Source organism: Halobacteriovorax sp. (genome assembly GCF_048381875.1).
GTDB lineage: Bacteria > Bdellovibrionota > Bacteriovoracia > Bacteriovoracales > Bacteriovoracaceae > Halobacteriovorax_A > Halobacteriovorax_A vibrionivorans.
On the sequence record NZ_JBLXBP010000002.1, the window covers coordinates 740,218 to 763,907 of the forward strand.

The 23,690-nt window shown below is 35.2% G+C and carries 19 protein-coding genes, 1 tRNA gene and 1 pseudogene; 2 read left to right on the forward strand and 19 right to left on the reverse strand.

The window, feature by feature from the left end:
- Window positions 1-25: 25 nt before the first annotated feature.
- From ACN5L8_RS07880 to ACN5L8_RS07890, 3 genes are read right to left on the reverse strand one after another with little or no spacing between them, the layout of a single operon-like run.
- Window positions 26-772 (reverse strand): succinate dehydrogenase/fumarate reductase iron-sulfur subunit, encoded by a 747-nt coding sequence (locus ACN5L8_RS07880; protein ID WP_419172772.1) that lies wholly within the window; start codon window positions 770-772, stop codon window positions 26-28.
- Entirely contained in the window at window positions 769-2,679 is a 1,911-nt protein-coding gene (locus ACN5L8_RS07885) for a fumarate reductase/succinate dehydrogenase flavoprotein subunit (RefSeq protein ID WP_419172773.1), read from the reverse strand. Before ACN5L8_RS07885 ends, ACN5L8_RS07880 begins: the two co-directional genes overlap by 4 nt.
- Window positions 2,680-3,342, reverse strand: a complete 663-nt coding sequence (locus ACN5L8_RS07890) for a succinate dehydrogenase cytochrome b subunit (protein ID WP_419172774.1) — start codon at window positions 3,340-3,342, stop codon at window positions 2,680-2,682.
- A 207-nt stretch (window positions 3,343-3,549) separates the two neighbouring features.
- On the opposite strand from ACN5L8_RS07890, the gene ACN5L8_RS07895 reads away from it, so the two are divergent.
- Window positions 3,550-3,634, forward strand: a tRNA-Leu gene (locus ACN5L8_RS07895).
- A 177-nt stretch (window positions 3,635-3,811) separates the two neighbouring features.
- Here the strand turns inward: ACN5L8_RS07895 and ACN5L8_RS07900 are convergent.
- The 6 genes from ACN5L8_RS07900 to ACN5L8_RS07925 form a co-directional block, all read right to left on the reverse strand.
- A complete protein-coding gene (locus ACN5L8_RS07900) occupies window positions 3,812-4,459 on the reverse strand; it encodes a hypothetical protein (RefSeq protein WP_419172775.1) in 648 nt (215 codons plus the stop codon).
- Window positions 4,460-4,580: 121 nt separating this feature from the next.
- Window positions 4,581-6,686, reverse strand: a complete 2,106-nt coding sequence (locus tag ACN5L8_RS07905) for a hypothetical protein (protein WP_419172776.1) — start codon at window positions 6,684-6,686, stop codon at window positions 4,581-4,583.
- A 126-nt stretch (window positions 6,687-6,812) separates the two neighbouring features.
- Complete coding sequence (locus tag ACN5L8_RS07910; RefSeq protein WP_334678763.1) at window positions 6,813-7,649, reverse strand: restriction endonuclease; 837 nt, start codon at window positions 7,647-7,649, stop codon at window positions 6,813-6,815.
- Window positions 7,649-8,989: an MBL fold metallo-hydrolase RNA specificity domain-containing protein gene (locus ACN5L8_RS07915; protein ID WP_419172777.1), complete on the reverse strand. Its 1,341-nt coding sequence runs from the start codon at window positions 8,987-8,989 to the stop codon at window positions 7,649-7,651. The genes ACN5L8_RS07910 and ACN5L8_RS07915 overlap by 1 nt, the downstream gene beginning before the upstream one ends.
- Before the next feature lie 77 nt (window positions 8,990-9,066).
- Window positions 9,067-9,888 carry an S-formylglutathione hydrolase gene (gene fghA / locus ACN5L8_RS07920; protein ID WP_419172778.1) on the reverse strand — a complete coding sequence of 274 codons (822 nt, stop codon included), beginning with the start codon at window positions 9,886-9,888 and terminating at the stop codon, window positions 9,067-9,069.
- A gap of 3 nt (window positions 9,889-9,891) precedes the next feature.
- Window positions 9,892-11,013, reverse strand: a complete 1,122-nt coding sequence (locus ACN5L8_RS07925; RefSeq protein ID WP_419172779.1) for an S-(hydroxymethyl)glutathione dehydrogenase/class III alcohol dehydrogenase — start codon at window positions 11,011-11,013, stop codon at window positions 9,892-9,894.
- 96 nt (window positions 11,014-11,109) lie between these two features.
- Here ACN5L8_RS07925 and ACN5L8_RS07930 point away from each other — a divergent pair, with 96 nt between their 5' ends.
- The gene (locus ACN5L8_RS07930; RefSeq protein WP_419172780.1) at window positions 11,110-11,988 is read left to right on the forward strand and encodes a LysR substrate-binding domain-containing protein; all 879 of its coding nucleotides are present in this window, start codon (window positions 11,110-11,112) and stop codon (window positions 11,986-11,988) included.
- Here ACN5L8_RS07930 and ACN5L8_RS07935 read toward each other — a convergent pair.
- From ACN5L8_RS07935 to ACN5L8_RS07980, 10 genes and pseudogenes are all read right to left on the reverse strand, one after another.
- Window positions 11,985-12,467, reverse strand: a complete 483-nt coding sequence (locus tag ACN5L8_RS07935) for a hemerythrin domain-containing protein (RefSeq protein WP_419172781.1) — start codon at window positions 12,465-12,467, stop codon at window positions 11,985-11,987. The two genes, ACN5L8_RS07930 and ACN5L8_RS07935, sit on opposite strands and share 4 nt — an antisense overlap.
- A gap of 196 nt (window positions 12,468-12,663) precedes the next feature.
- Window positions 12,664-13,119: pseudogene (locus ACN5L8_RS07940) on the reverse strand (hemerythrin domain-containing protein); the annotation flags it as partial.
- Window positions 13,120-13,198: 79 nt separating this feature from the next.
- The gene (locus ACN5L8_RS07945; RefSeq protein ID WP_419172782.1) at window positions 13,199-13,528 is read right to left on the reverse strand and encodes a DOPA 4,5-dioxygenase family protein; all 330 of its coding nucleotides are present in this window, start codon (window positions 13,526-13,528) and stop codon (window positions 13,199-13,201) included.
- A 234-nt stretch (window positions 13,529-13,762) separates the two neighbouring features.
- Entirely contained in the window at window positions 13,763-15,424 is a 1,662-nt protein-coding gene (locus ACN5L8_RS07950) for a HAMP domain-containing methyl-accepting chemotaxis protein (protein ID WP_419172783.1), read from the reverse strand.
- 22 nt (window positions 15,425-15,446) lie between these two features.
- Window positions 15,447-17,324 carry a chemotaxis-specific protein-glutamate methyltransferase CheB gene (gene cheB / locus ACN5L8_RS07955; protein ID WP_115362067.1) on the reverse strand — a complete coding sequence of 626 codons (1,878 nt, stop codon included), beginning with the start codon at window positions 17,322-17,324 and terminating at the stop codon, window positions 15,447-15,449.
- Window positions 17,325-17,350: 26 nt separating this feature from the next.
- Window positions 17,351-19,447, reverse strand: a complete 2,097-nt coding sequence (locus ACN5L8_RS07960; protein ID WP_419172784.1) for a methyl-accepting chemotaxis protein — start codon at window positions 19,445-19,447, stop codon at window positions 17,351-17,353.
- 35 nt (window positions 19,448-19,482) lie between these two features.
- On the reverse strand, window positions 19,483-19,956 hold the full coding sequence (locus ACN5L8_RS07965; protein WP_115362070.1) for a chemotaxis protein CheW: 474 nt from the start codon (window positions 19,954-19,956) through the stop codon (window positions 19,483-19,485).
- Between the two features lie 25 nt (window positions 19,957-19,981).
- Complete coding sequence (locus ACN5L8_RS07970; protein WP_419172785.1) at window positions 19,982-21,970, reverse strand: chemotaxis protein CheA; 1,989 nt, start codon at window positions 21,968-21,970, stop codon at window positions 19,982-19,984.
- 147 nt (window positions 21,971-22,117) lie between these two features.
- Window positions 22,118-22,954 (reverse strand): chemotaxis protein CheX, encoded by an 837-nt coding sequence (locus tag ACN5L8_RS07975; RefSeq protein ID WP_115362074.1) that lies wholly within the window; start codon window positions 22,952-22,954, stop codon window positions 22,118-22,120.
- Between the two features lie 15 nt (window positions 22,955-22,969).
- Window positions 22,970-23,383, reverse strand: a complete 414-nt coding sequence (locus tag ACN5L8_RS07980) for a response regulator (protein WP_115362076.1) — start codon at window positions 23,381-23,383, stop codon at window positions 22,970-22,972.
- Window positions 23,384-23,690 lie beyond the last annotated feature (307 nt).

A 23,690-nucleotide genomic window follows, 5' to 3' on the forward strand; every position in this document is an offset into this window, starting at 1 on the left:
AATATAGAACTCTCGAAAGAGAGTTCTATTTCTTCAAAATCTTAGCTTTAAGTAAATCAAAATTCATCTTTGCAATATTTGAAATTGAGATATTCTCAGGGCATTCAACTTCACAAGAACCCGTAAATGAGCAATGCCCAAAATCTTCTAACTCCATTTGTTCCGCCATTTTAAGAGTTCTCTCATTTGCCTCAGGTTTTCCTTGTGGCAATGAGTTTAGATGACTAATCTTAGCGGATGTAAAGAGTGCAGCAGCAGAGTTCTTACAAGTCGCTACACAAGCACCACACCCAATACATGCAGCAACATCCATTGCTGCATCTGCAACTTCTTTTCCTATTAGAATTGAATTGGCCTCTGCAGCGGTACCAGTTTTAGCTGTAATAAATCCACCACTTCGAATAATGCGATCAAAAGAGCTTCTATCTACAATAAGATCTTTTATAATTGGAAACGCTTTCGCTCTCCAAGGTTCTACGACGATTGTTTCACCGTCTTTAAAACTTCTCATGTGTAATTGACAGGTCGTTGTATTAGCATGAGGTCCATGTGCTCTACCATTAATGAAAACTCCACATTGCCCACAAATTCCCTCTCTACAATCGTGATCGAATGCAACGACAGAGTCTCCCTTTCTAGCAAGTTTCTCATTAAGCACATCTAATGCCTCTAAGAAAGACATCTCTTCTGAGATATTATCAACTTCGTACGAGACAAAGCCACCTTCAGAATCTTTATTACTCTGTCTCCATATCTTAAATACAACTTTCATTTATACGACCTTACAGTAGGTTTAACGAATTCAAATTCTAACTCTTCTCTATGAAGTTTAAAGTCTCCATTATTATATTCCCATGCAGAAACGTAGCTATAGTCTTCATCATTTCTCACAGCTTCTCCCTCTGCACTTTGAAATTCTTCTCTAAAGTGCGCTCCACATGACTCATCTCTTTGAAGAGCGTCTACACACATAAGTTCAGCAAGCTCAATAAAGTCAGATAACCTGAGACCTTTTTCTAGCTCAGTATTTAACTCTTTATCTGATCCAGAAATACTTACTTCTTTCCAAAACTCTTCTTTAATCTTTTTTATTTTAACAATGGCGTCTTCCAATCCTTTTTGATTTCTACTCATCGCGCACTCTTGCCACATGACTGCACCAAGTTCTCTATGAAAGTCATCAACCGTTTTTGTTCCATTGATATTAATAAGTTTTTCAATTTTCTCTTTCACCATCTTTTCTGCTTTTAAAAATTCTTCGTGCTCCACAGTCGGAATTTCATGATTTAACTCACCAGCGAGGTAGTTATTAATTGTATTAGGAAGAATAAAGTAACCATCAATACTTGCTTGAAGAAGTGAGTTCGCTCCCAGTCTATTAGCTCCGTGATCGGAGTAATTCGCCTCACCAATAGCATAGAGACCATTAACAGTTGTCATAAGCTCGTAATCAACCCAAAGACCTCCCATAGAAAAGTGAGCGGCTGGAGAAATCTTCATTGGCTCTTTATAAGCATCAATTCCTGTGATTTTTAAATACATATTAAAGAGGTTTCCGTACTTATCTTTAATTTTATCTTCACCCTGCTTGGCAATTGCATGCTTGAAATCTAAATAGACTGCATTTTTAAGAGGTCCGACTCCATGTCCAGCATCAATTCTCTCTTTGGCCGCCCTTGAAGCAATGTCTCTTGGACAGAGATTTCCAAAACTAGGATACCTTCTCTCAAGATAGTAATCTCGCTCTTCTTCTGGAATCTCTCCAGGCTTTCTTGTGTCACCTTTCTTTAAAGGCACCCAAATTCGGCCATCATTTCGAAGAGACTCTGACATGAGAGTCAATTTAGATTGTGTATCACTGGACTGAGGAAGAGCTGTTGGATGTATTTGAGTAAAGCTAGGCCCGGCAAAGTACGCTCCCTTTTTATGAGCGGCCCAAATGGCAGAGCCGTTACACCCTATTGCTAGAGTTGAGAGCCTAAAAACTCTCGAATATCCTCCAGTAGCAAGGACTACTGCATGGGCACTATGGCGCTTAATTTCGCCTGTAACTAAATCTCGCGTGATAATTCCTCTCGCTTTTCCATCAATAACAACAAGATCAAGCATCTCTTCTCGAGTATTCATTTTCACTCCGCCACTGGCCACCATTTTTGATAACTGAGAGTAGGCAGCAATTAAGAGTTGTTGACCAGTTTGACCTCTGGCATAGAAAGTTCTTTGAACTTGTACTCCACCAAAACTTCTATTCGTTAAAACTCCTCCGTATTCCCTCGCAAAAGGAACGCCCTGTTGAGTAAAATGATCAATAAGTGGAGCTGAAAGCTGTGCCAAGCGATAAACGTTAGCCTCACGAGAACGAAAGTCTCCACCCTTTAGAGTGTCATAGAACATACGCCAGACACTGTCTCCATCATGTTGATAATTCTTGGCTGCATTAACCCCACCTTGAGCTGCTACAGAGTGCGCCCTTCTTGGAGTGTCCTGATAGCAAAAACAATTTACCTTATATCCTAGCTCCGCTAGAGTTGCTGCTGCTCCGGCGCCAGATAAACCAGACCCCACAACAATGACCTCGAACTTCTTTTTATTGGCAGTATTTACAAGCTTGCATTTATCTTGATAGTTGGACCATTTCTTTTCAAGTTCTCCCTCGGGAATTTTTGCATCTAACTTCACTTAAAGACTCCTTAGGTAAACGACAATTGGAATGATTCCAAATCCAACAAGCACAACTGTGGAAAATATTTTTCCAATAAATGAAACTCTTTTTATATACTTTAAATTGTAGAGACCAAGTGTTCTAAAAGCACTCGAGAAGCCATGCTTTATATGAAGAGCAAGTGGGATCATTAAAAAAGAATAGAATAAAACATATAATGGATTCTTAAAAAGAGATGTAGTTACGATGTAGACGTCTTTTAAACCATTGGAGTCCAATGGGACACTCTCTCCTATTCCTAACTTTATCCTCGCCCAAAAATTTGCCATATGAACAATAATAAAAATTAAAATGGTAAAACCAAGAAGCCCCATATTCTGAGAGGTCCACGAACTACTCTCAGTAGCATGATTAACATGATACTTTTGCCCTCTCGAAGATACATTTCTTCTTGTTATTAAAAAGGCATATATCGAATGTAAGATTATTGATAAGTAGAGTGCTATAGAAACAACTTTTATAAAAATATTCTCTCCTAGTTTATGAGAGTAAATATTATAAAGTTCATGAGAAATATGTGGAGGGAGAAGCAGAATTAAGTTCCCTCCTAAGTGAACAACTAGAAAGACACATAAGAAAAGACCAGTAAAGGCCATAACATTTTTTCTAAAGAATAACATACTTCACCTTAAATAATATTTACTTCCATTATAGATGAAATGACTCATTTGAATAGAGATTATTTTTCTTACCTTTTCACTCTCTTCCTCCTACTAAATTTCAATACATAAAAAGTGTCATTAACAGAGGGCACCATCTTAAGAAATATTAAGTTTTAATGAATAAATGACCTTTATAGTAGATACTCTGATATAGATCCAAATAAGGCCCGGTGGTGGAATGGTAGACACGTGTGATTCAAAATCCGTTGCTAGCAATAGCGTGCGAGTTCAAGTCTCGCTCGAGGCACCATTTATTAAGCTATTCGAACCATTCGGATTGTTTTAAAAAAGCCAGACCTTGAGTCTGGCTTTTTTATTTTTTTTATAGATTCAGGTGTACTGTTTCAAAAGCGAAAAAATTGGTCCATCTTCTCATTCAAAAAGAGAATATAGGCGGAGTAATGCTTGATAGTGGCTTGGCAAAACTCTACGGCCAAGAAAAATACTTTAAGAGCGTTCTTTCAAGATTATCAAGATTAACTTCTGTCGATACTAATAATTTTCCATCTTTCTCAATAATATGTTCACCTGACATCGTTACAGGTGAAATACCAATTTCTAATCGACTTACATCCAATACAAAGCCGCTATCTTTAATTTTTGCAATGACTGATAGAACAAGATCCTTTCCTAAGTGAAATTCATCAGTATTAGACTGGTTATGTAAAAAGAACATCACCCCATCCTCAGTCACAGCTTCAAAACTAAAGTAACCAAGTAGAACTCTTTCTAAACTATCTTCATCAATCGTAATTGAAATTAAAAGCCTTCCATCTTTTAAAACACTCAAACCTTCAGGCATCTTTACTGGGCTAATTCCAATATCTAAACTTGGCTGAACAGGAGTAAACCCATCATCAATAATCCCCTGAATTACAGAATTAACTAACTCACGCCCCCTTAAGAATGCCTTAACATTTGCTCCATTATGAGTTGAATAATGAATCTTTAGCGACTTTACTGAGTCCGTAAGGGCGTATTCCGTCCCATTGTTTTCAGTTAAACTTTGTGCGCTCACACCTTGTGCAATAAGTAAATTCAATAAAAATAGCGTTGTTGTAAGAACTCTTTTCATTTCCCCTCCATACAAGTTAATTAAAAAAATCAGTTGTACTTGTAGCAATAGAAAAAGACTCAGAGTACTTAAAGAAGGTTAATTGTAAGTAAAAAAAAAGGCCCTAAAATAGGGCCTTTCTTTACCTTGTTATTGTTGTTAAATTAGAACATTTATTCTTTTTATAAAACTTTTGTAGGCCAACTGTTCGATCGCGATTATTAACAATCTCCATCATTATTTGACCTAGGCGGTCTGCTCTTAATCCCTTATGACCAAATTTATCATCCAGGTACTCTTGGGCCTCTTCTAATGTCAACTCTTTACCGTAAAAGTTAATCGTACGAGCAACATTATCAGCAACTTCTAATGAGTAAGTCTCTCCTTCAATTTCAACTTCACTTCTTCCTAATTCTCTTTGCATTGAGATTTTCTTTAAGTAATTTCTAGCAGTAATGATTCTTCTTGCTAGAATTGCTGAATCATTATGAGACTTAATTTTTCTGCGATCCTTATTATCTGCATCTCCAAAGATATCATTATTTGTGGCCAAAAAGTCATAACCAAGCTCTGATAACTTTTGAGCATAAACCCATACTTCTCGAGTTGTTTGAACATCAACACAAGCATTTAGTTTTCTATCTTCGCCTAAGTCATCAGACTCACCAGATTTACTAATATTGTAATGCTTTTCTAAATCTTTATACTTATCATTAAAGTTCTTATTTTGATCTTCTGCCATACTTCTCATTTTATCGACAAATTCACGTCCATACTTTCCGTATACATGATTTCTAATGATATCTAATGATTTAATAATTTCTCTTAGATCACCATCTTTAGAGTCTTCAGATGAGTACTCTTTTTTTGCAATAATCGCAGCAAGCCTATTGTCGACATCTGAAATTGCAGCTAAAGCATCAGTGATTCTCTTTTCTCTCTTTTTAAGATCTTCACTCTTTAAAAGTTCCTTATACTCTTTCACTGTTATATTTTCATCACCCAAAGAGATAATATATGTATCATCAAATATAGATCTTGCTTTCTCTCTTTTTGCACTAATGTTTTTAAGAACACGATTGAAAGAGCTTGCCATATCAGCAAGAAATTCTTTGTTAAAGTCTTTCACGCTCATTTTCATAAGTGCCATAGGATTATCCAAAAGACTTAGCTTCTGCTTAAATAAAATATTTAAGAAGCGATCAGCTCCTTTAGACTCTGAAATATAAGAATCTAGATACTCTTCTAATAAATCTTTAGAAAAAGCCAACTCTCCTAAAACCTCAGCTTGCTGATAGCGAGCAGACTTTCCTGGCAGATCTGATAGAGGATTTTTCATTTTCTCATAGAGACCTGAAATTAATTTTTCAACTTCTGCATCTATCTTATTAACTTCCGCCGACTTAATCTTTTCAAACTCTGCTTCAACATTTTCTTTCGCTTTTGCTAATGATTCATAATCTTTTTTAATTTGTGCAACAAGTGCTTTTGAAAGCTCACGGTCTGTATAGTGTCTTTGAGTGTCAATATCAAAAATTTCTAAAGCTTTCACCTGATTACGAACATCATAGTAAGCACAATTAAGTTTTACGAAAGTATTTATATCTTCTTCATTTTCAAACTCAAATCTATCATTAAAGATATTGCTTACAAATCTTAAGATTGAAGCAACTGCTAATCCACCATATGCAACAGTAATTCCAGATGGCGAATATAAACCAAATTGTGAAAATGTTTGAATGATATCTGCTGATCGTTCTAAGAAAGGAGTTCTCTCTAAACTAGAACAACTATTATTTGAAAATAACGTATTTACCCCATTTATTACTTGAGCTACAGGAATACCATCCACAGTTACCTCTTCACTACTTGGGATTACATCTGTCGTTTCTTTTCCTTGCTCTTCTTTCAATTTATTTAATTCAGTTTCTAACTCATTTGAACTATCAATAAGGTTTCCAATTAAAGACTCATTCCCATCAAAACAATCATCTTTAAATACCGTTACAATATTTTTTAGACTTGTTAATGCTTGTTCATATGAGCGAGTGTTATTTAGTGGACAAAACTCTGGACGAGTAAGTGGTAATTTATTTCGAGATACAACATCTTTGATTTCGGCTTCAAGTTGTGAATCTAGCTTTGCATTCTTAATAGTCCTCACATAACTCTCAAAATCAGAAGCATGAGCACTAACTGATGTGGACAAGATAAGAACTGAAAGAACTCCAGACATTACTCTTTTCATTTTATTCTCCCTAAATGATAATGATGCATGGCAGAATTATGACATATTCATGTTTGAGCACGATCATTTCGTAGGAAAATTGTAATAATTACCAGAGCTAAACACCTAAAATTAGGTACCTCTAGATTAATCTCGCTTAAGAAGTAGCTTAACTTCTCTCATGACCTTATTGATTTCATTCTTTGAGAGACCAAGCTTTTCAAGGTGCTTTCTTTCTAAGTGCTTAATAACGACGATATTTCTTTGCAATAGGGCCTTCTTCTCTCGTGCCCTTAAAGTCGATAAAGCTGTTATTGGATAGATACGATATTTTTGAATCAATTGGCAGAAAGTATTCTTCTTAGGGTAATTCATTGAATAAAGAAGCAGACCTACTCCATTAGCATAGGCAATAGCATCTTCAGAAAATTGAGTATTGGACATAAGTGCATATTGAAAGTTTAACTCTGGATTGGCCTCTTTTATATCTAGGTAGCGTGAATGAACATAGAGAGGAATTTTCACATCGTTCTTATAGTATTTGCGATTGTGAAATTTGCATTCACAATATATATCACCATCAGCACGTTCCGCGACGACATCCACTTCATGTAGAACATTCACTCCTTTTTTTAAAACAGAAACTTGAGTTTCATACCCCTTGGCCTTCAGCATCTCTGCACATAAGACTTCAAAAGGATAACCTGTTGGACCTAATTTATAGATGGCCCTTTTGATATTATAATTAGCTGCATCGACTTTGGAGATCTTCTTTAAAGCTCGATATGTTTGCTGATGTATTTTGGTTGTTGATGATAGGGGCTCTAGTCCCTGATAGACCTCATTAACAATATCTTCAGTGTCCTCTTTCGATACACCAGCAGCTTTTAAACTTTTTGCAAACTTCTTCTTATCAAATTCTTCATACGTACGATTCACTTTTCGAATTAAGTACTTAAGCTTTTTATTTTTTCTAGCGCTCATTAACTATCCAAAAGATATGTCTTACCATCTTCAACATTGATGGTCTTAATCTTTAATCGCTCTTCAATACTCTTTGCAAAATGTATAACTGTTTCTTCTTCTCCGTGATTCAAGAAGACTTTCTTTAACGATGGCCCAACTTTTTGAATAAATTCGATTAATTCATCTCGATCAGCATGAGCAGATAAAGACTCGAGTTTCTCCACATGTGCCTTAACCTCCATACTATGTCCAAGTAAGTAAATTTCTCTTTCTTCTTCTACTAACTTCCTTCCGATTGTTCCTTCACCTTGAAATCCAGTTATAAGAATAGTGTTATTTTCATGTTTTCCATACATTTCCATGTATTTGAGAACTTTTCCACCGCTTATCATTCCCGACGAACTAATTAGAATAAATGGTTTCTTTGTTCTAGCTAGCTTTTTTGTATCGGAGCTATATTCTATAAACTTCACAGATTTCATTGCTTCATTAAATTGTTCAGGTTCAACTTTTAGCGATTCGGCCATGCCCATATAGAGCCTTGTGGCCCTTACACCCATTGGAGTATCTAGATAGACAGGTATTTTTACTTGAGGCTCTTTTGTAAATAGCTCTGACAGGAGATACATCAGAACTTGGGCCCTTGCGACAGCAAAAGCAGGGATAAGTAAGACGCCATTTGTCGAGATGACTCGTTCAATATGTTTTTTTAATATTTCAATAGAGTCTTCTTTCTTATGAAGTCGATCACCATATGTTGACTCTAAAACAAGATAGTCCGCTTGAATATTCTTTTGTGGAGGATTATGGATTAGATCATCTCTTCTTCCAACGTCACCAGAAAAGCATATCTTTTTAGCCCCATTATCAAATGTGATATTGGCGGCACCTAGGATATGACCCGCTTCTTCATAGATAAATCGAAAACCTTTATCATACCATTTATTTAAACTTACAGACCTTAGATGACTTAGAGTTGCATCAACATCATCAAGATCATATAGGATCGATTGAGACTTGCCTTCTTTAAACTCGTAGGCTTGAATACTAGCAGAGTCTCTTAAAATAAGCTCAACAATCTTACGTGTTCCCTCTGTACAATAGATCTTGCCTTTAAAGCCATTCTTTATTAGCACAGGTAAGTAGCCACAATGATCGTAATGAGCGTGAGTTAAAAAGATTGCATCTATTTCATTAATATTGAAATTGGGAAGAACTTGATTCTTTTTCGTAGAATCTTTATCACCTTGATACATTCCACTATCAACAAGTACCTTCTTATTATTAATTTCTAATAATGTCTTAGACCCGGTTACTGTTGAAGTGGCACCATAAAATACAAGTTTCATATTATCCATAGGGGATATTATAGCGCTTATTATTCTAATGTTACAAATATAAGAAAGTAAAAAAGCCTCCAAAAAGGAGGCTTATATCATGAAATTAGATGTTTTATATGCTCGCCAATGAAACTAGCAATGAAGTAGTAACTATGGTCATAACCTTCACGGTAATTAACTTGTAAATCCTGATTATTATCAGTGCAAACATCTTCGAAGTTCTTAGTTTTAAGTTGTCCCTCAAAGAATTCGTCAGCTAAACCTTGTTCAATTAAGATTTTCTTAACATGACGCTTCCCACTTTTTACAAGCTCACAAGCATCGTATGCTTTCCATGCTTCACGATCATCACCTAGATAACCAGTGAGCGCTTTTTCTCCCCAAGCTACTGATGTAGGATTAACAATTGGAGAAAATGCAGATATCGCTTTAAAAAGATCAGGGTTTCTTAAACCAATAACAAGAGCTCCGTGTCCCCCCATTGAATGACCTGTGATTGAAAAGTTCTCAGGCTTAAATTCATCCTTAAGCATTGGAATGAGTTCACTCACAATATAGTCATACATATTATAATGATCTTTATATCCTTCAGTTGTGGCATTAAGATAAAAACCGGCGCCAGAACCGAAATCATAACTATCATGCTCACCAGGAAGATCAAGTCCTCTTGGTGAGGTATCAGGACAAACAATCATTGTATTAGTATTTGCAAGATGAAGCTGAGCTCCTGCTTTTGTAATAAAGTTTTCTTCATTACAAGTAAGTCCAGATAACCAAATAATGATATTTTCAACTTTATCTGTCTTAGGTTTGAAGTACGAAAACTTCATATCTGTTTTTGTTACACTTGATGAGTGGAGACAGAAAGCTGTCTCCCCTTCAAAAGATTTATGACTCTTTACTTTTTCAAAGCTCATAGCTTACCCTTCAGTGTTAAAATCAATAACTGTTCTAATGGCCTTCCCTTCGTGCATTAGATCGAAAGCTTCATTGATTTTTTCTAGTGGAAGTTTGAAAGTTACAAGATCATCAAGATTGATTTCTCCTGACATATAACGATCAACGTAGCCTGGAAGTTCCGTTCTTCCTTTTACACCACCAAAAGCACTACCACGCCAAACACGTCCAGTTACTAGTTGGAATGGACGAGTACTAATCTCTTGTCCAGCACCAGCAACACCGATAATGATCGACTCACCCCAACCTTTATGACAACACTCAAGAGCAGATCTCATAAGCTCAACATTACCAACACACTCAAAAGAGTAATCAACTCCACCATCAGTTAATTCAACAATAACTTCTTGGATAGGCTTGTCATATTTTTTTGGATTAACAAAGTCAGTTGCACCAAATTTCATGGCCATCTCTTTCTTATCGTCATTAATATCAATTGCAATAATTCTTCCGGCCTTGGCCATCTTGGCACCTTGGATAACTGAAAGTCCGATACCACCTAGTCCAAAAACTGCAATTGTTGCACCTTCTTCAACCTTCGCTGTATTGAATACGGCACCGATACCAGTCGTAACACCACAACCTAGTAGACATACCTTATCAAGTGGAGCTTCCTTACTTACTTTTGCTAGTGAAACTTCAGCAACAACTGTGTACTCAGCAAAAGTAGAAGTTCCCATATAGTGATGGATCATTTTACCATCTTTAGAGAAACGGCTTGTCCCATCTGGCATCAAACCTCTACCTTGTGTTTCTCTTACAGAAGAACAAAGATTGGTCTTTCCAGACTTACACATTTTACATTCACCACATTCAGCAGTGTATAGAGGAATAACATGATCACCAACTTCTACACTTGTTACGCCTTCACCAACTTCAACAACAACCCCACCACCTTCATGGCCAAGAATTACAGGAAAAAGCCCTTCAGGATCCGCACCAGAGAGCGTATATGCATCAGTATGGCAAACACCAGTTGCGTGCATCTTAACAAGAACTTCGCCTTTCTTTGGTCCTTCTAGATCAACTTCTTCTATTTTAAGTGGCTCATTTGGGCCCCAAGCAACAGCTGCTTTTACTTTCATATATACCTCCGATTAACTTTCTAAATTTTAAGTAATTATTATAGCTAAAAACCTAATTGTTGACAATTGTGACATACTGATACAGATTGTTTACATATGGAAACAATGAAAGATCTTACCCATATTTATAGCTTTATCAAAGTTGCACAATTCCGCTCATTTACAAAGGCAGCAGAAGCGCTCAAGGTTTCTCGCTCACATTTGAGTAAGTCTGTTAAGGAGCTAGAAGAAAAGCTCGGTCAGCCTCTCTTAAAAAGAAATACCCGTTTTATTGACTTTACTGATTTTGGTAAAAAATACTTCGAAACTTGTGCAAATCATATCGAAGAAATAGAAAGATTTACTAAGATTTCTAAAGAAACAGTAAAAGACACCAAAGGTAAGATTAGAATTTCTTTAGCTGGTGCATACGGAGAAGATGTTATCGCACCAATGATATCAAATATCTTATTAAAGCATCCAGGAATAGAAGCGGAATTAGACTTCTCCACAGATCTTGTGGATATAACAACTCATGAATATGATCTTGCAATTCGAGTCGCTGAAAAAAAACCCACAAAGGGATTTGCCATACAGATTTCAGAAAGAAAAGAATTTGTGTGTGCTTCTCCAAACTACTTAAGTAAATTTGGTATTCCAAAAAAACCAAAAGAACTTATTAACCACAATTGTCTAATTGGTAGCAATGAAAAGTGGAGCTTTACTCATGAGAGTAGAAATGAAAAAGTTTCAATAAGAGGAAACTTTAGAAGTTCAAACGGCAGGGCCATCATGAACGCTTCTCTTCAAGGCTTAGGTATTTGTAAACTCCCAGGTGTTTATGTTTTAGACCATATTAGAAATAAAACTCTACTACCACTTCTAAGCGACTACACACAACAATCAATCCCAATTTGGGCAGTAACACCATCAAAGAAATCAATCTCTTCCTCTGTTAAGTTATTACTACAAGAGTTTGGTGTCTTTCTATTTTAAGAACAAGCTAGTAAAGAGCTAGACTCTTCAACTTCACAAAGATATTCAAAGAGAATTTCATTTTCTCGATCCATGTGAATATTAATTCCTAAAACAACTCTCTTGATATCTTTAACAAATTCAGTCCACTCTTTATTTACTTCACCACATAATTCGTATCCCTGAACCTTTGCCATTAACTCTTTTAATTCTAGCTCCTGCTCTTCATGCCCTTCTAATATCTCTTTAATATCCTCACAGCCTTCTAGCTCATCTGATAAAAGAAGAGGAAATAAATGAGACTCTTCTTTTTGCATATCTGCTTCTATAGTAATCCAAAAACGGATGAAGAAATTAGAAAGTCCTTTTGGAATATTTGGATCATCTTGGTACTTCTCTTCAATTTCATATGATCTACGCATTAATGTTTTAAACTCATTTCGAATAATTTGATGATAAGAGATTAACTCTTCTACTTTGGCTTTGAATTCAGCACTCACTTTTACACCCTTGACAAGACAACTATACTTAGCTTCTTATTCTAACTTAATGCGGCGCAAGTAATATGATATTCATCATGGTAAATTTGGTACAAGCTTTTAAACTACAAAGTTATTAAGCCGATGAAATTAAAGAGTTTTTCTTTGTAAGATTAATTTGTTTGCACAAATATTTTATTGATAAAATATGACCTCACTAACTGACTTCAAGCTCAAGTTCAAGTTCTAAATCGAGCTCATCAATTGACTCGCTATCAAAGATAACAATTGTTTTTTTTAAAAAACGATCTTCTTTTTTAACATGGGCCTGTAGATCTTCAACAAAAAGACGTGTTCTCTCAACTAAGTTCTTCCATAAATCACAACTTTTTGTCGCAACTTCATAGTTCAACACTTCATCAATTAATGGTTGTAATTCTTTTTCAAAACAGCGATGTACTGCTAATACCTCTTGTATGTCACCATAACTTTCATCTACACGATCATCTAAGATTAATGGAAATATGGTCCCTTCTTCTTTTTGTATCAATGCCTCAATAGTGACCCAAAAGCGTAATAAGAATGTTGAAATTTCTTTTGGGACATCCGGGTCAACACATTTCACTTCCACTTCTTTGGCCATGATAATGAGCTTTTTAAAGTCATCACGTAATGACTTATGACACTTTTACGTTTTCCCACAATTTTAGTAGAACTGTAACACATAGTATTTATAGGCTTTGAGAGAGATCTTATTTATTAAACATATCTAGTTTCAAACTTAAAACTTCACCCATCCATAAAGTATTTTGAGTATGATCAAGATAATCATTACCAGTGTTAGCGTGTAAGAAAACTGTTAATTCATCTCTATTTTCAAAAAGCCAAGGTATAAAATCATTAAGCTTTTCTTTAGAAAAAAGAAACTGACAACTCCATCGAGGATGAGGACCAACCTCTTTTTGATGGGCCCTTCCAACCTGAATATAGCTGAGATCTCGAGCTTTATTAATAACTCTTAATGCTTTTTCATAAGTTTCTTCGTCGTAATATAGGTGCGCATGATAGTCTAAAATTTTCATGGCCGAATTCTCCCTAATAAAAAGTTAAATTGCAAGCAGTATGAATATCGAATGGCATCAATAAAAACCACTGATTTGGTCAAAGTAATATGTGGAATTAAGTGAATGGTGGAAAATGGATTTATTATTTCTATCGTAAATATTGCGATCTGGATGATAGTAGGCGGTATTTGGTGGAAGTTTTTAGGATTATATTAGGGATAACTCATAAATGAGTTACCCCTAAATGATATTTTAAGCGGCTTTATTATTCTTCGGTGAAGCCTTCTTTGCTTTTGGCATAAAGTTGATCACTTCGCCTTTTCTTACAAAAGAGGTATTCTCAGTAATTAATGTTTTTAAGTTAGTAATATTACCACCAATATTTACTACTGACTGACTTAGATCTGTTGAAGCAGCTTTAAGGTCATGAGCAGATTGACTTGTCTGACTAGCAGAACTCGAAATTTCCTGCATTGCCTTACTAACTTCTTCGACTCCAATAAGTTGTTCTTTTGATGCTGATGCAACCTCATTTGAGTTTGCAGCTACTTCATCAAAGTTATTAATAACTTGTCCAAAAACTTTCTGACACTGGCTACTAATCTCAACACTCTTATTAATTTTATCCTTACTTGCATTTAAAGAATTATTAACTTGACGACTTGAGTCTTCAACAATCTGTGAAACTTTCTTTAAACTATCGACGAGAAGCTTTGAAATCTCATCAGCTGATTCACCACTCATTTTTGCAAGGTTACCAACTTCTTCAGCGACAACTGAGAAGCCCTTACCATTCTCTCCTGCTCTAGCAGCTTCTACAGAAGCATTGAAAGAAAGGAGCTTCGTTTGAAACACAATATCGTTAATAACTTGCGTTTTAACGTTAATCTCTTCAAATACTTTAACAATTTCATTTAGCTCTTCATTACTTTTTTCTACAGTCGTTGCTAATTCAGTCGTACTAAAGTCAACCTCTTTTACACCTTGAGCAAGATCAGAAAGATAACCAACACCATCATTTACAAGTCCCTGACTCTCTTGAATTAGATGAGCTACTTTATTTGATCCATCTGTATTGCTCTTAATCATTTGAGATATTTCATGAAGAGAGCTCGATGTTTCTGTAGCTGCAGCAGATAATTGTTCAGATATAGAACTCAATGCTACAGAACGGCTACTAAATGTTTTTGAAACTGCATCCAGATTATTTCCTTCAGTTGAAATTGAATCAACAATTCCATTAATACGACTATCAATTTTACGGGCCATGAAGACAGCAATAAAGATCGAACCAATAAAGCTGAATATTGAAATAAATGTCATTAAGAAAACTGAACGAGAGTATGTTTTATCAGCCTCTTTAAACTCTGCTGACCCCATACTCATAATAAGTTCCTGTAACTTATTTAAGTCTTCACGGGCATTTTCAAAAGATGTATTTAATGTTGTAAGAGAATGCTTTCTAATTTCCGCCTTAGAAGTGCCTGCTGGTAAATCCCCATTACCATCGATTGCAAAATGCGCCTTTGCAGCTTTTTCAAAAGAGGCAATATTTTTTTCAAAGCCAGCAGAAATTTCTTTTTCAGCTTGAGTGTTAGCGAACTTTTGATACTTATTAAAGCGGTCAACAACTTGTTGTTTGTTATCGAAATAATCTTGTGCAAAAGACTTCTTTTGCTCTGCAGTTAGGCCATCTAATAAAAGAGACCTTTCTGCCACAAGCATCTGTTGAAAATCTCTATCTGCCTGTACTAATGCATCAATACCTGGAAGTCTTTTTGAGAAAACTGTGTATAGATGTGATTTTACGGAAGTAAGAGAAGTATATCCTACGGCCGCAATAATTAATTGAATTAAAAGCATTGTTCCAGACAAAGCAATTAATTGCTTTTTAATAGTCCATTGTTTTTTCATACGTCCCCCAAACTCCTCTTTTCTATTTTATCTTTGATAAGATCTTGTCGGTTATCTTATCAAGGGCCAATGACTCACAGGATGCACCAAGTTCGAATGCTTTTTTCGGCATACCATAAACAACCGATGTGTCTTCATCTTGTGTAATCGTAAATGATTTATTTTCTTTTAGTTTTAATAATCCCTTAGCTCCATCAGCTCCCATACCTGTTAATAATGCAGCAGTAACACAATGAGATTTAACTTTTGCTAAGTTTTCAAAAAGGTAATCAACACTAGGTTTATGACCTGAATATAGTGGTGTTTCCTCATCTAGCTTGATAGCTAAGTTCTTAGTTCCTATTACACCCATATGGATTCCTCCAGGTGCAATATAGACGGTATTATTTTTTAATTCCTCTCCATCAACTGCTTCCTTTACGGTAAATGGACATAATTCATTAAGCCTATTTGCAAAAGCAGTAGAAAAAACTGGTGGAATATGTTGAACAATTAAAATAGGTGGAAATTGTTTTGGCATAGTAAGTAACAATTGTTTAATTGCCTCTGTTCCACCTGTCGAGGCCCCAATAGCAATAAGCTGTCCTTCTTGGAAATTGAAAGTACCTTGACCTTGCCAACTTGATAAACGTCCTCTCTTACTTTTTACAATACTACTATAAGCAAGATTAATTTTTTCCGTTAAGGCTTTTTTGAAATTGAAGATATCGTCAAAAGATGGCTTCTTTATATAATCAAAGGCACCATCTTCAAGACACCTCATAACAATATCACCATCACTCTTACTTACAGAACTAATTAAAATTGTTTCTACCTTCAGATTACTTGGCAGTCGCTTAATTACTTCGTGACCAGACATTTTAGGCATATTAATATCAAGAGTGATAACATCTGGCCTAAGCTCTTTAATCTTATCAAGGCCATCTTGACCATCTACTGCCTCTCCAACAATTTCAAAATCATTATTATCCACAAGACATTTCTTAATAAGCTTTCTAACAGTTGCCGAATCATCTACAATCAGAATTCGTTTCTTTGCACTTTTATTAAGTTGAACTGGTGAATTTACATCAGTATCAGTTCTAAAAAATATGGACTGGCCAATATTTTGGAAACCTTCATATTTTAATAATGTTTCGGATAAGCCAAGAAATAGGTATCCCTTATTAACAATACACCTATTAAGACTTTTCATGACCTTGTTAATTTGCGCTTCATTAAAATATATAAAAACATTACGACAAAGAACAAAGTCAAATTCTTCTTTATATTCAGGACTATCATCATTTACAAGATTATGTGTCTTAAAACGACAATATTTCTTAAGATCATCACTAACTTTTACAAAGTCAGAAATATCTCCACTTCCCCTATACCAATTCCCGGCAAGATACTCTTTTGGTACTTTTTGCAGTTCTTTCCAATAATACACACCCTTTAGAGCATGCTTAATAGATGCTTCGCAAATATCTGTCCCCAAAATTTCAAATGTAAAACTCGGATCAATTTTTTTAAGATGATACTTTAACACCATCGCCAGACTATAGACTTCGTCACCTTTACTACAAGCAGCACACCATATACTAAGCTTCTTGCGACCTTTTGATTTTGCTCTTTCAATTATTTTAGGCAATGATTTAACAATAAAATCAAAATGGCCCTTTTCACGCATAAAGAAAGTGTAATGAGTAGTTAGTAGCGATATAAGAGCATTCTTTTCTTGATTGCCTGGTTTTTTGATGAGAGTTAAATATTCATCAACACCATTCAATTTTAATTCAACGATTCTCTTATCAATACGAGATTTAATCATGGCGTTGTTTTGCGCTGTAAAATGCGCTCCACTCTCTTTTGCCATAACGTCAGCAATCTCAATATAGCTTTTTGCTAAACTACCCATTATCTCTATCTCTCAACTACTTCTTCTTAAACCGCTTTATCAAATCGATCATCATCTTCACTAGGATATTCTTCACTTGATACTTCCATAACAGGATCATCAGCTGTTTCGACAATAGCTACTTGTTCATAACTATCTTCTTCAACAATCTCTGGCTCAAAACTTGGAAAGTCTTCCTCTGTTTTTACAGAGTGACTTGCTGTTGAGTGATAAGTATCTTCTGTTTCAAAACTAGTCGTTCCAATAGAATCAATTAAATCATCTTTTGATACTTGGCTTACATGAACTTTGCCTCCAAGTACTTCACTTTCTAGTTCTTCAACAATATTATTTAAGATAGTAGTCTGTTCAGATAAGCTATCTGCAAACCCAGACGTCTCTTGAGCAATCGTTGAATTAGAATGAGTAACTTCATCTAACTGATTCATTGCTACAGTGATATTATTAATACCTTCTGCTTGTTCTTGAGATGCTGTAGAGATTTCGGCCATTAACTTAGTAACAGCTTCAACATTGCCAACAACCTGGTCAAGAATTCTCCCACAACTTTCAGATACGTCTACACCTCTTTCAACACTAGATTTTGCATCTTTAATAAGTGATTCAACATTTCGCTGTGTCTCTTCTACAATGGATTGTACTTTCTTAATTGATCCACCAAGTAGATCCTCAATCTCAAGTGCAGCGTTTCCACTCATTTGAGCGAGATTACCGACCTCTTCAGCAACAACAGCAAATCCCTTCCCATGTTCACCGGCCCTAGCCGCTTCAACAGAGGCATTAAAAGATAATAGCTTTGTTTGGAAAACAATATCGTTAATAACATTTGTTTTCTCTGAAATTTCCTTAATAACGTCAACGATCTTAACGATCTCTTCGTTACTACGGCTCATTTCTTTCATGATATCTTCATTATTACCGTTGATTTGATCAATAGCATTTACCATATCATTTACGGCAAGCTTACCTTCCTGAGCAACCTTTTGAGACTCATCAGCTTTCTCAGTTGATGTTCTTGCACTCTCAACACTCTTATTTACCATTGCTGAGATTTCATTTAATGTTGCAACAGTTTCCTGAATAGCACTTGCTTGCTCCGTTACAGAAGACGAAACCTTAGAAGAGGCCATCGACATATTAGTACTCGATTTTGCAGTTACTTGTGATGACTCTCTCAATCTCACACTTAGATCAACAATTGCTTTAATTGATTTAGAGAAGTTATATTGGAAACCGAATGCAAATAGAGCAATAACTCCAAATAAACCTAGAACAGTATAAGTGACTTGATTTTCCTTTACCTTAATCCCAGCAACTTTTTCTTCAATTCTCTTATCCACAAGATTTACAACACCATCAATGAGAACGATTGTCTTTCCAGCATACTCTTGTGATAATTTCATGTGACGATTTAATTCAAGTTGATTGTCATATAATTTTTTAAATGTGCTTACATATCCATCAACGGCTTTACTAAAGTCATCGACAATATATTTCTTATAATTTCTCTTAACTAGCTCATCTTTGATTCTTTGTGACTCGGCCATTACACGCTTAACATATTTCTCAGTTCTTATAATGAGAAAATCCTTTTCATATTTTCTTAGAGTTAGGAGAGAAACCATAAAGGAATCACCCAGGTTATAGTTTTTAATATTCTCCTCGATGTCCTGAGCATAACTTCTAAGCTCTCCTCTTAATCCATCTTTAGAATCACCTTCAATCTTAGTATGCCTAGCAATTTCTTTGAAATTGTCTTTATATGCTAAATAGGCTTTATCTATTGCTGGCCAATCGACCTCAGCAGCAAAGTCAAACTTCGTTTCCTTTATTTTATTAAGTAATTTATCATTATAACTTGAAAACTCATGAAACTGTTCTGCTGCAAATTCATCTTTAGTGATCACAAACTCTTTTTCATATGAGATTTGTTCAACGATATTCTTTGCTACAATTCGAAAAGAATCTTTCTTTTCAAGATCTTTATGAATCGTATCACTTAGACTTGCAACTAACCCATTAAAAGAGTAGATTGCAATACCTAAACCAATACCAAACATAAGAAAGATCCCTAAGAAACTAAGAATTGTCTTCTTACTCATTGACAGTTTTGTCTTTGACATAATTTTCCCCAAAATTTTGTTTTATCTTTTCTCTATTAAGCTGCTTTTTTTGCTAAGCCAGTTAACTCGTCAATATTTAAAATTGACTCCAGTTCAACAAGCTGAATAAGAGTATCTGTTTCACTATGTCGATAAACGCGATTTAGACGATCTCTTTTCTTCGTTTCAATTGATGCAACTTCTTGAATTTTATCCTCATCAACAGGAAGAACTTTACAAATATTATCCACAACTATTCCAAGGCATAATTCTCCAAACTCTACGATAATTACGGCCTCTTCATTTGACTCTGAAGGCTGTACACCAAGTCTTGTACGCATATCAATAATAGAGATAACTTGACCTCTAAGATTCATAATACCTACATAATACTTTGGACTAAATGGTACACTAGTCGTCTCTGGTAAAGAGATTAACTCTCTAACTTGTAACAGAGGAATTGCGTAGTGCTCTTCTCCAAGTTTAAATTCTAAGTATCTTTGTGTTACATCTGTCATTTCTTTTTCCATAATATCCCCACATCAAATGCTTAAATTAAGCGACATTTCTTATTGAACTTTTATTTTTTACTTTTGCGACTTTATCAACCACTAATTCTTTTAGATCTAAGATTAAAGCTGGCTTACCATTACCCAAGATAGAGCTTCCCATAAAGCCTTGCGTATTTTTTATGTCATTACCTAAACTCTTAATAACAACTTGTTGTCTTCTTAAAACATCATCTACAATAATAACGAAGTCCATATCTTCTGTTCTAACAACAAGAGCAATTTCATTCTTATTATCTTCTTGTGGCTTATGTCCTAGTAACTTACTTAATCTGAAGGCAGGCATTACTTGTCCTCTAAGAACAACACAACCACCAACATTATTTACCTTGCGATAATTTTCTTCTGTTACAGATAAAGTCTCATGGATTAAATTAAGTGGAACGACGTAGTTTTCACTACCAACTCTCGTTACCATTCCTTCAATAATTGCCATTGTAAGTGGTAGTTTAATTCTAAAAACAGAACCACTTCCTAATACGGACTTAACTTCAACAGCACCAGAGATGTCTTGGATATTTCTTTTAACAACATCCATTCCAACACCACGTCCTGAAATCTCACTTACTGCTTCTTTAGTTGAGAATCCTGGAGCAAAAATTAGATTTATGGCATCTTGATCTGCAATTTTATCGGTGCTTTTAATAATACCTTTTTCAATTGCTTTATTTCTGATAACGGCCGGGTCAATTCCCTTTCCATCATCATTAACTTCAATCACAAGACTATTACCCTCGTGATATGCTTTAATTTGGATTTCACCTTTTTCAGATTTACCGACAGCAAGGCGATCGTCGCTAGTTGCTTCAAGCCCGTGGTCAACAGCATTTCTAACGATGTGGACAAGAGGGTCAGAAAGTTGCTCTAAGATATTCTTATCAACTTCAGTGTCCTCTCCAACAATATTTAAATTTACTTTTTTTCCAAGGGCCTTTGATGTATCTCTTACAATTCTTTGTAGTTTTGAGAATGTCGTCTTTAATGGAACCATTCTCATCTTCATAGAGATATCTTGAATTTCTTTTGTGATTTTTGCTAAGTGGCTCACACTCTTACGTACATGATCATCAATAACTAGATCATCACATTCACTAAGTACTGTTTGAAGAATAACAAGCTCTCCAACATAGTTATTTAATTTTTCAACTCGGCTAACACCAATTCGAATTGTTTCTTCTGGCTTAGCTGTTTTTTTAGGAGCTGCAGCAGCCTGTTTTGGCTCTACCTTTTGTTCTGCTTTCTTCTCTTCTTTTTTAGCTGACTCTTCTTTCTTTACAGACTCAATAGGAATAACATTTTCTTGCGGCTTCTCTGCACTAACAGGTGCTATTAAGTCCACTTCTTCACCAGCGGCATCACCATATAAGAGGCGGTCTAGATCGCTGATATCGTCATTACTTGGACGAGTTGCTAGCGCTTCCTCATCTTCACCATCTTCATCGCTAGCAAAAATCTCTTCTAACTCTTCTTCCTCAAGATCATCAGAGTCCTCAGACTCATGCGAATCATCTTCAGCAACGACTTCCTCGTTAAAGTCTTCAGACTCCTCAGGAAGATTTGATATTTTTAATTCCTCATGCTCAAAGTCAGCACTACCTACGGATTTGATAAGTTCAATAATTTCATCGGATTCAAAACGGGCCTCAATATCTTCTCTAAGGCCTACGATCATATGATTTAAATGGTCAGAACATTTTAGAAAGACATCAATTACATCAGCAGAGATTTCCACCTCTCCTTTCTTAACTTTTAAAATCAACTCTTCCATTTCGTGTGTGAACTCTGCCACATCACTAAACTCAACGGCCCTTGAAGTCCCCTTAAGGTTGTGAGCAAGACGGAAAATCTTATCAACATGATCATCAGGGTTTTCAACACCTGACTCAAGTTCAAGGAAAGATTCCTCACAGTCTTCTAGAAGCTGAATTGCCTCTTCAAGGAAATCCATTTTTAATTCTAATTCAAACTCATCCATAAATCACATCTCGTTTGGTTTTTATCTCATCTATTTTTCGGACATATTGAAAAATAAATTAGTGTTTTTGGGCACTTATTAAAACTTTCTGTAAATAATCTTTACTTCTTAAATACTTATCATTTCATTCAAAACCTAAGTTATTAACTATTCGTTAACACCTAGGAGAATATAAATATAAAATGAACCCATTTTAGTTGCTAAAGGGATCATTAGTGATTCATATTTGTTTAATTCAATCTCATCAAAGTTTTCTCTCAGTAAAACTGATGGTATCGCTCGGTCTATGACAATTCCTTTATTTTGATTTAGTGTGGCCTTGGCCTGCCCAAGAGTAATATTTGTGAATTCAGCAATAGCGTCCTTCACATCTTCATTAAGTTCCATATACTCTTCACCAAAAATGGCATTATAAATACTAATGAATACAGCATCGGGAAAACAAATCAGTAATCTTCCTTCAAACGCCTCATTTTGAATATCAATTGATCCAATTATTCCTATTTCATAACTTTCAAAGTCCTTGGCCTTAGAGACTTTCCCAGGTAAAACCTTCAAATTTGCCTGAACTCCAAAAGTATCAATAGCTGCTTGAATAAATGGATTTACAAAGTTTACATCAAGAACAATTCTCTTCTTTTTAAGATTAAGTTCTTCTAACTTACTAGTAATTGAGTCTGTAAAATTGAATTTCTGATCAACGAAATCACTCTTTAATTCTCTAACTAGCTTTGGCTTTGCATTGATTGTATAAATTAAGATCTTTCTTTCCTGCGCAGAAGAAAATAACCTAAAAATCTCATTATAAATATTTGGTGAGATATACTCGACTTTTTTGAAGTCTAGTATAATCAACTTATCCTTTTCATCTTCTAAGATAGCATCAAAGATCATTGCAAGTGACTTAACACAATCCTGATCGATATCTCCCGAAAAGACTAATACGGAAAAGTGGTTTTTGGTAATCCTCTCTACCATGCCCATTACAAGCTCTCCTCGTTATCCTTGTGGGAACCTTTTTTTCAGTGCTAACGACAGTCTCTTTTTAAAAGAATCTGAGTCGAATGGTTTAATTACGTATCCATCAACGTCACTTGCAATAGCTTCTTGAATTTGGGCAACATCTTGTTCGGCAGTAACCATAACAAATGGCATTTCTTTGAAGTTCTCACTCCCTCTTATTGTTTTTAACAAATCAAGTCCGGTAGCATTTGGCATACTCCAGTCAGAGATAATAAATGTGATTTCGTGAGGTCCACCTTTGTTTTCGACAATCTTTTTTAAAGCATCTTTTCCATCAACAGCCTCTACAAACTTGTCAGCACCTAGATCACGCAACAGCTTCTTAACGATCTTTCTCATTGTGCTCATGTCGTCCACAATTAAGAAAGAGAACTTCTTTAAATCGTACATTTCTTTATCTCCTGGGGAATGTATATTTCCTACTATAACACCGTGATATCACTCTAAATATTTGGTACGTTCTTTCCCATAAATATTTATCAATGAGATTTTCACTGAAAACTTAGTAACTATGATGACTTATCGGAGATATTGAGATTTTTTTTATATTGATTTATGTCAATGTTTTACTTTTGCTAACATTTCTATAAACAAATTCCCTTACAAACAATGAGACTTATTTTGACTCTAATTATTCTCACCAAAAATTACTGTTATATAAGTTCAATATGTTACGGCCGTTTACACATATACAGCT

What these genes read in the sequence shown, in the direction of transcription:
- ACN5L8_RS07880 (WP_419172772.1), bottom strand. Translation starts at nt 772, where the DNA reads ATGAAAGTTGTATTTAAGATATGGAGACAGAGTAATAAAGATTCTGAA.
- ACN5L8_RS07890 (WP_419172774.1), bottom strand. Translation starts at nt 3,342, where the DNA reads ATGTTATTCTTTAGAAAAAATGTTATGGCCTTTACTGGTCTTTTCTTA.
- ACN5L8_RS07900 (WP_419172775.1), bottom strand. Translation starts at nt 4,459, where the DNA reads ATGAAAAGAGTTCTTACAACAACGCTATTTTTATTGAATTTACTTATT.
- ACN5L8_RS07905 (WP_419172776.1), bottom strand. Translation starts at nt 6,686, where the DNA reads ATGAAAAGAGTAATGTCTGGAGTTCTTTCAGTTCTTATCTTGTCCACA.
- ACN5L8_RS07910 (WP_334678763.1), bottom strand. Translation starts at nt 7,649, where the DNA reads ATGAGCGCTAGAAAAAATAAAAAGCTTAAGTACTTAATTCGAAAAGTG.
- ACN5L8_RS07915 (WP_419172777.1), bottom strand. Translation starts at nt 8,989, where the DNA reads ATGGATAATATGAAACTTGTATTTTATGGTGCCACTTCAACAGTAACC.
- fghA (WP_419172778.1), bottom strand. Translation starts at nt 9,888, where the DNA reads ATGAGCTTTGAAAAAGTAAAGAGTCATAAATCTTTTGAAGGGGAGACA.
- ACN5L8_RS07925 (WP_419172779.1), bottom strand. Translation starts at nt 11,013, where the DNA reads ATGAAAGTAAAAGCAGCTGTTGCTTGGGGCCCAAATGAGCCACTTAAA.
- ACN5L8_RS07930 (WP_419172780.1), top strand. Translation starts at nt 11,110, where the DNA reads ATGGAAACAATGAAAGATCTTACCCATATTTATAGCTTTATCAAAGTT.
- ACN5L8_RS07945 (WP_419172782.1), bottom strand. Translation starts at nt 13,528, where the DNA reads ATGAAAATTTTAGACTATCATGCGCACCTATATTACGACGAAGAAACT.
- ACN5L8_RS07950 (WP_419172783.1), bottom strand. Translation starts at nt 15,424, where the DNA reads ATGAAAAAACAATGGACTATTAAAAAGCAATTAATTGCTTTGTCTGGA.
- cheB (WP_115362067.1), bottom strand. Translation starts at nt 17,324, where the DNA reads ATGGGTAGTTTAGCAAAAAGCTATATTGAGATTGCTGACGTTATGGCA.
- ACN5L8_RS07960 (WP_419172784.1), bottom strand. Translation starts at nt 19,447, where the DNA reads ATGTCAAAGACAAAACTGTCAATGAGTAAGAAGACAATTCTTAGTTTC.
- ACN5L8_RS07965 (WP_115362070.1), bottom strand. Translation starts at nt 19,956, where the DNA reads ATGGAAAAAGAAATGACAGATGTAACACAAAGATACTTAGAATTTAAA.
- ACN5L8_RS07970 (WP_419172785.1), bottom strand. Translation starts at nt 21,970, where the DNA reads ATGGATGAGTTTGAATTAGAATTAAAAATGGATTTCCTTGAAGAGGCA.
- ACN5L8_RS07975 (WP_115362074.1), bottom strand. Translation starts at nt 22,954, where the DNA reads ATGGGCATGGTAGAGAGGATTACCAAAAACCACTTTTCCGTATTAGTC.
- ACN5L8_RS07980 (WP_115362076.1), bottom strand. Translation starts at nt 23,383, where the DNA reads ATGTACGATTTAAAGAAGTTCTCTTTCTTAATTGTGGACGACATGAGC.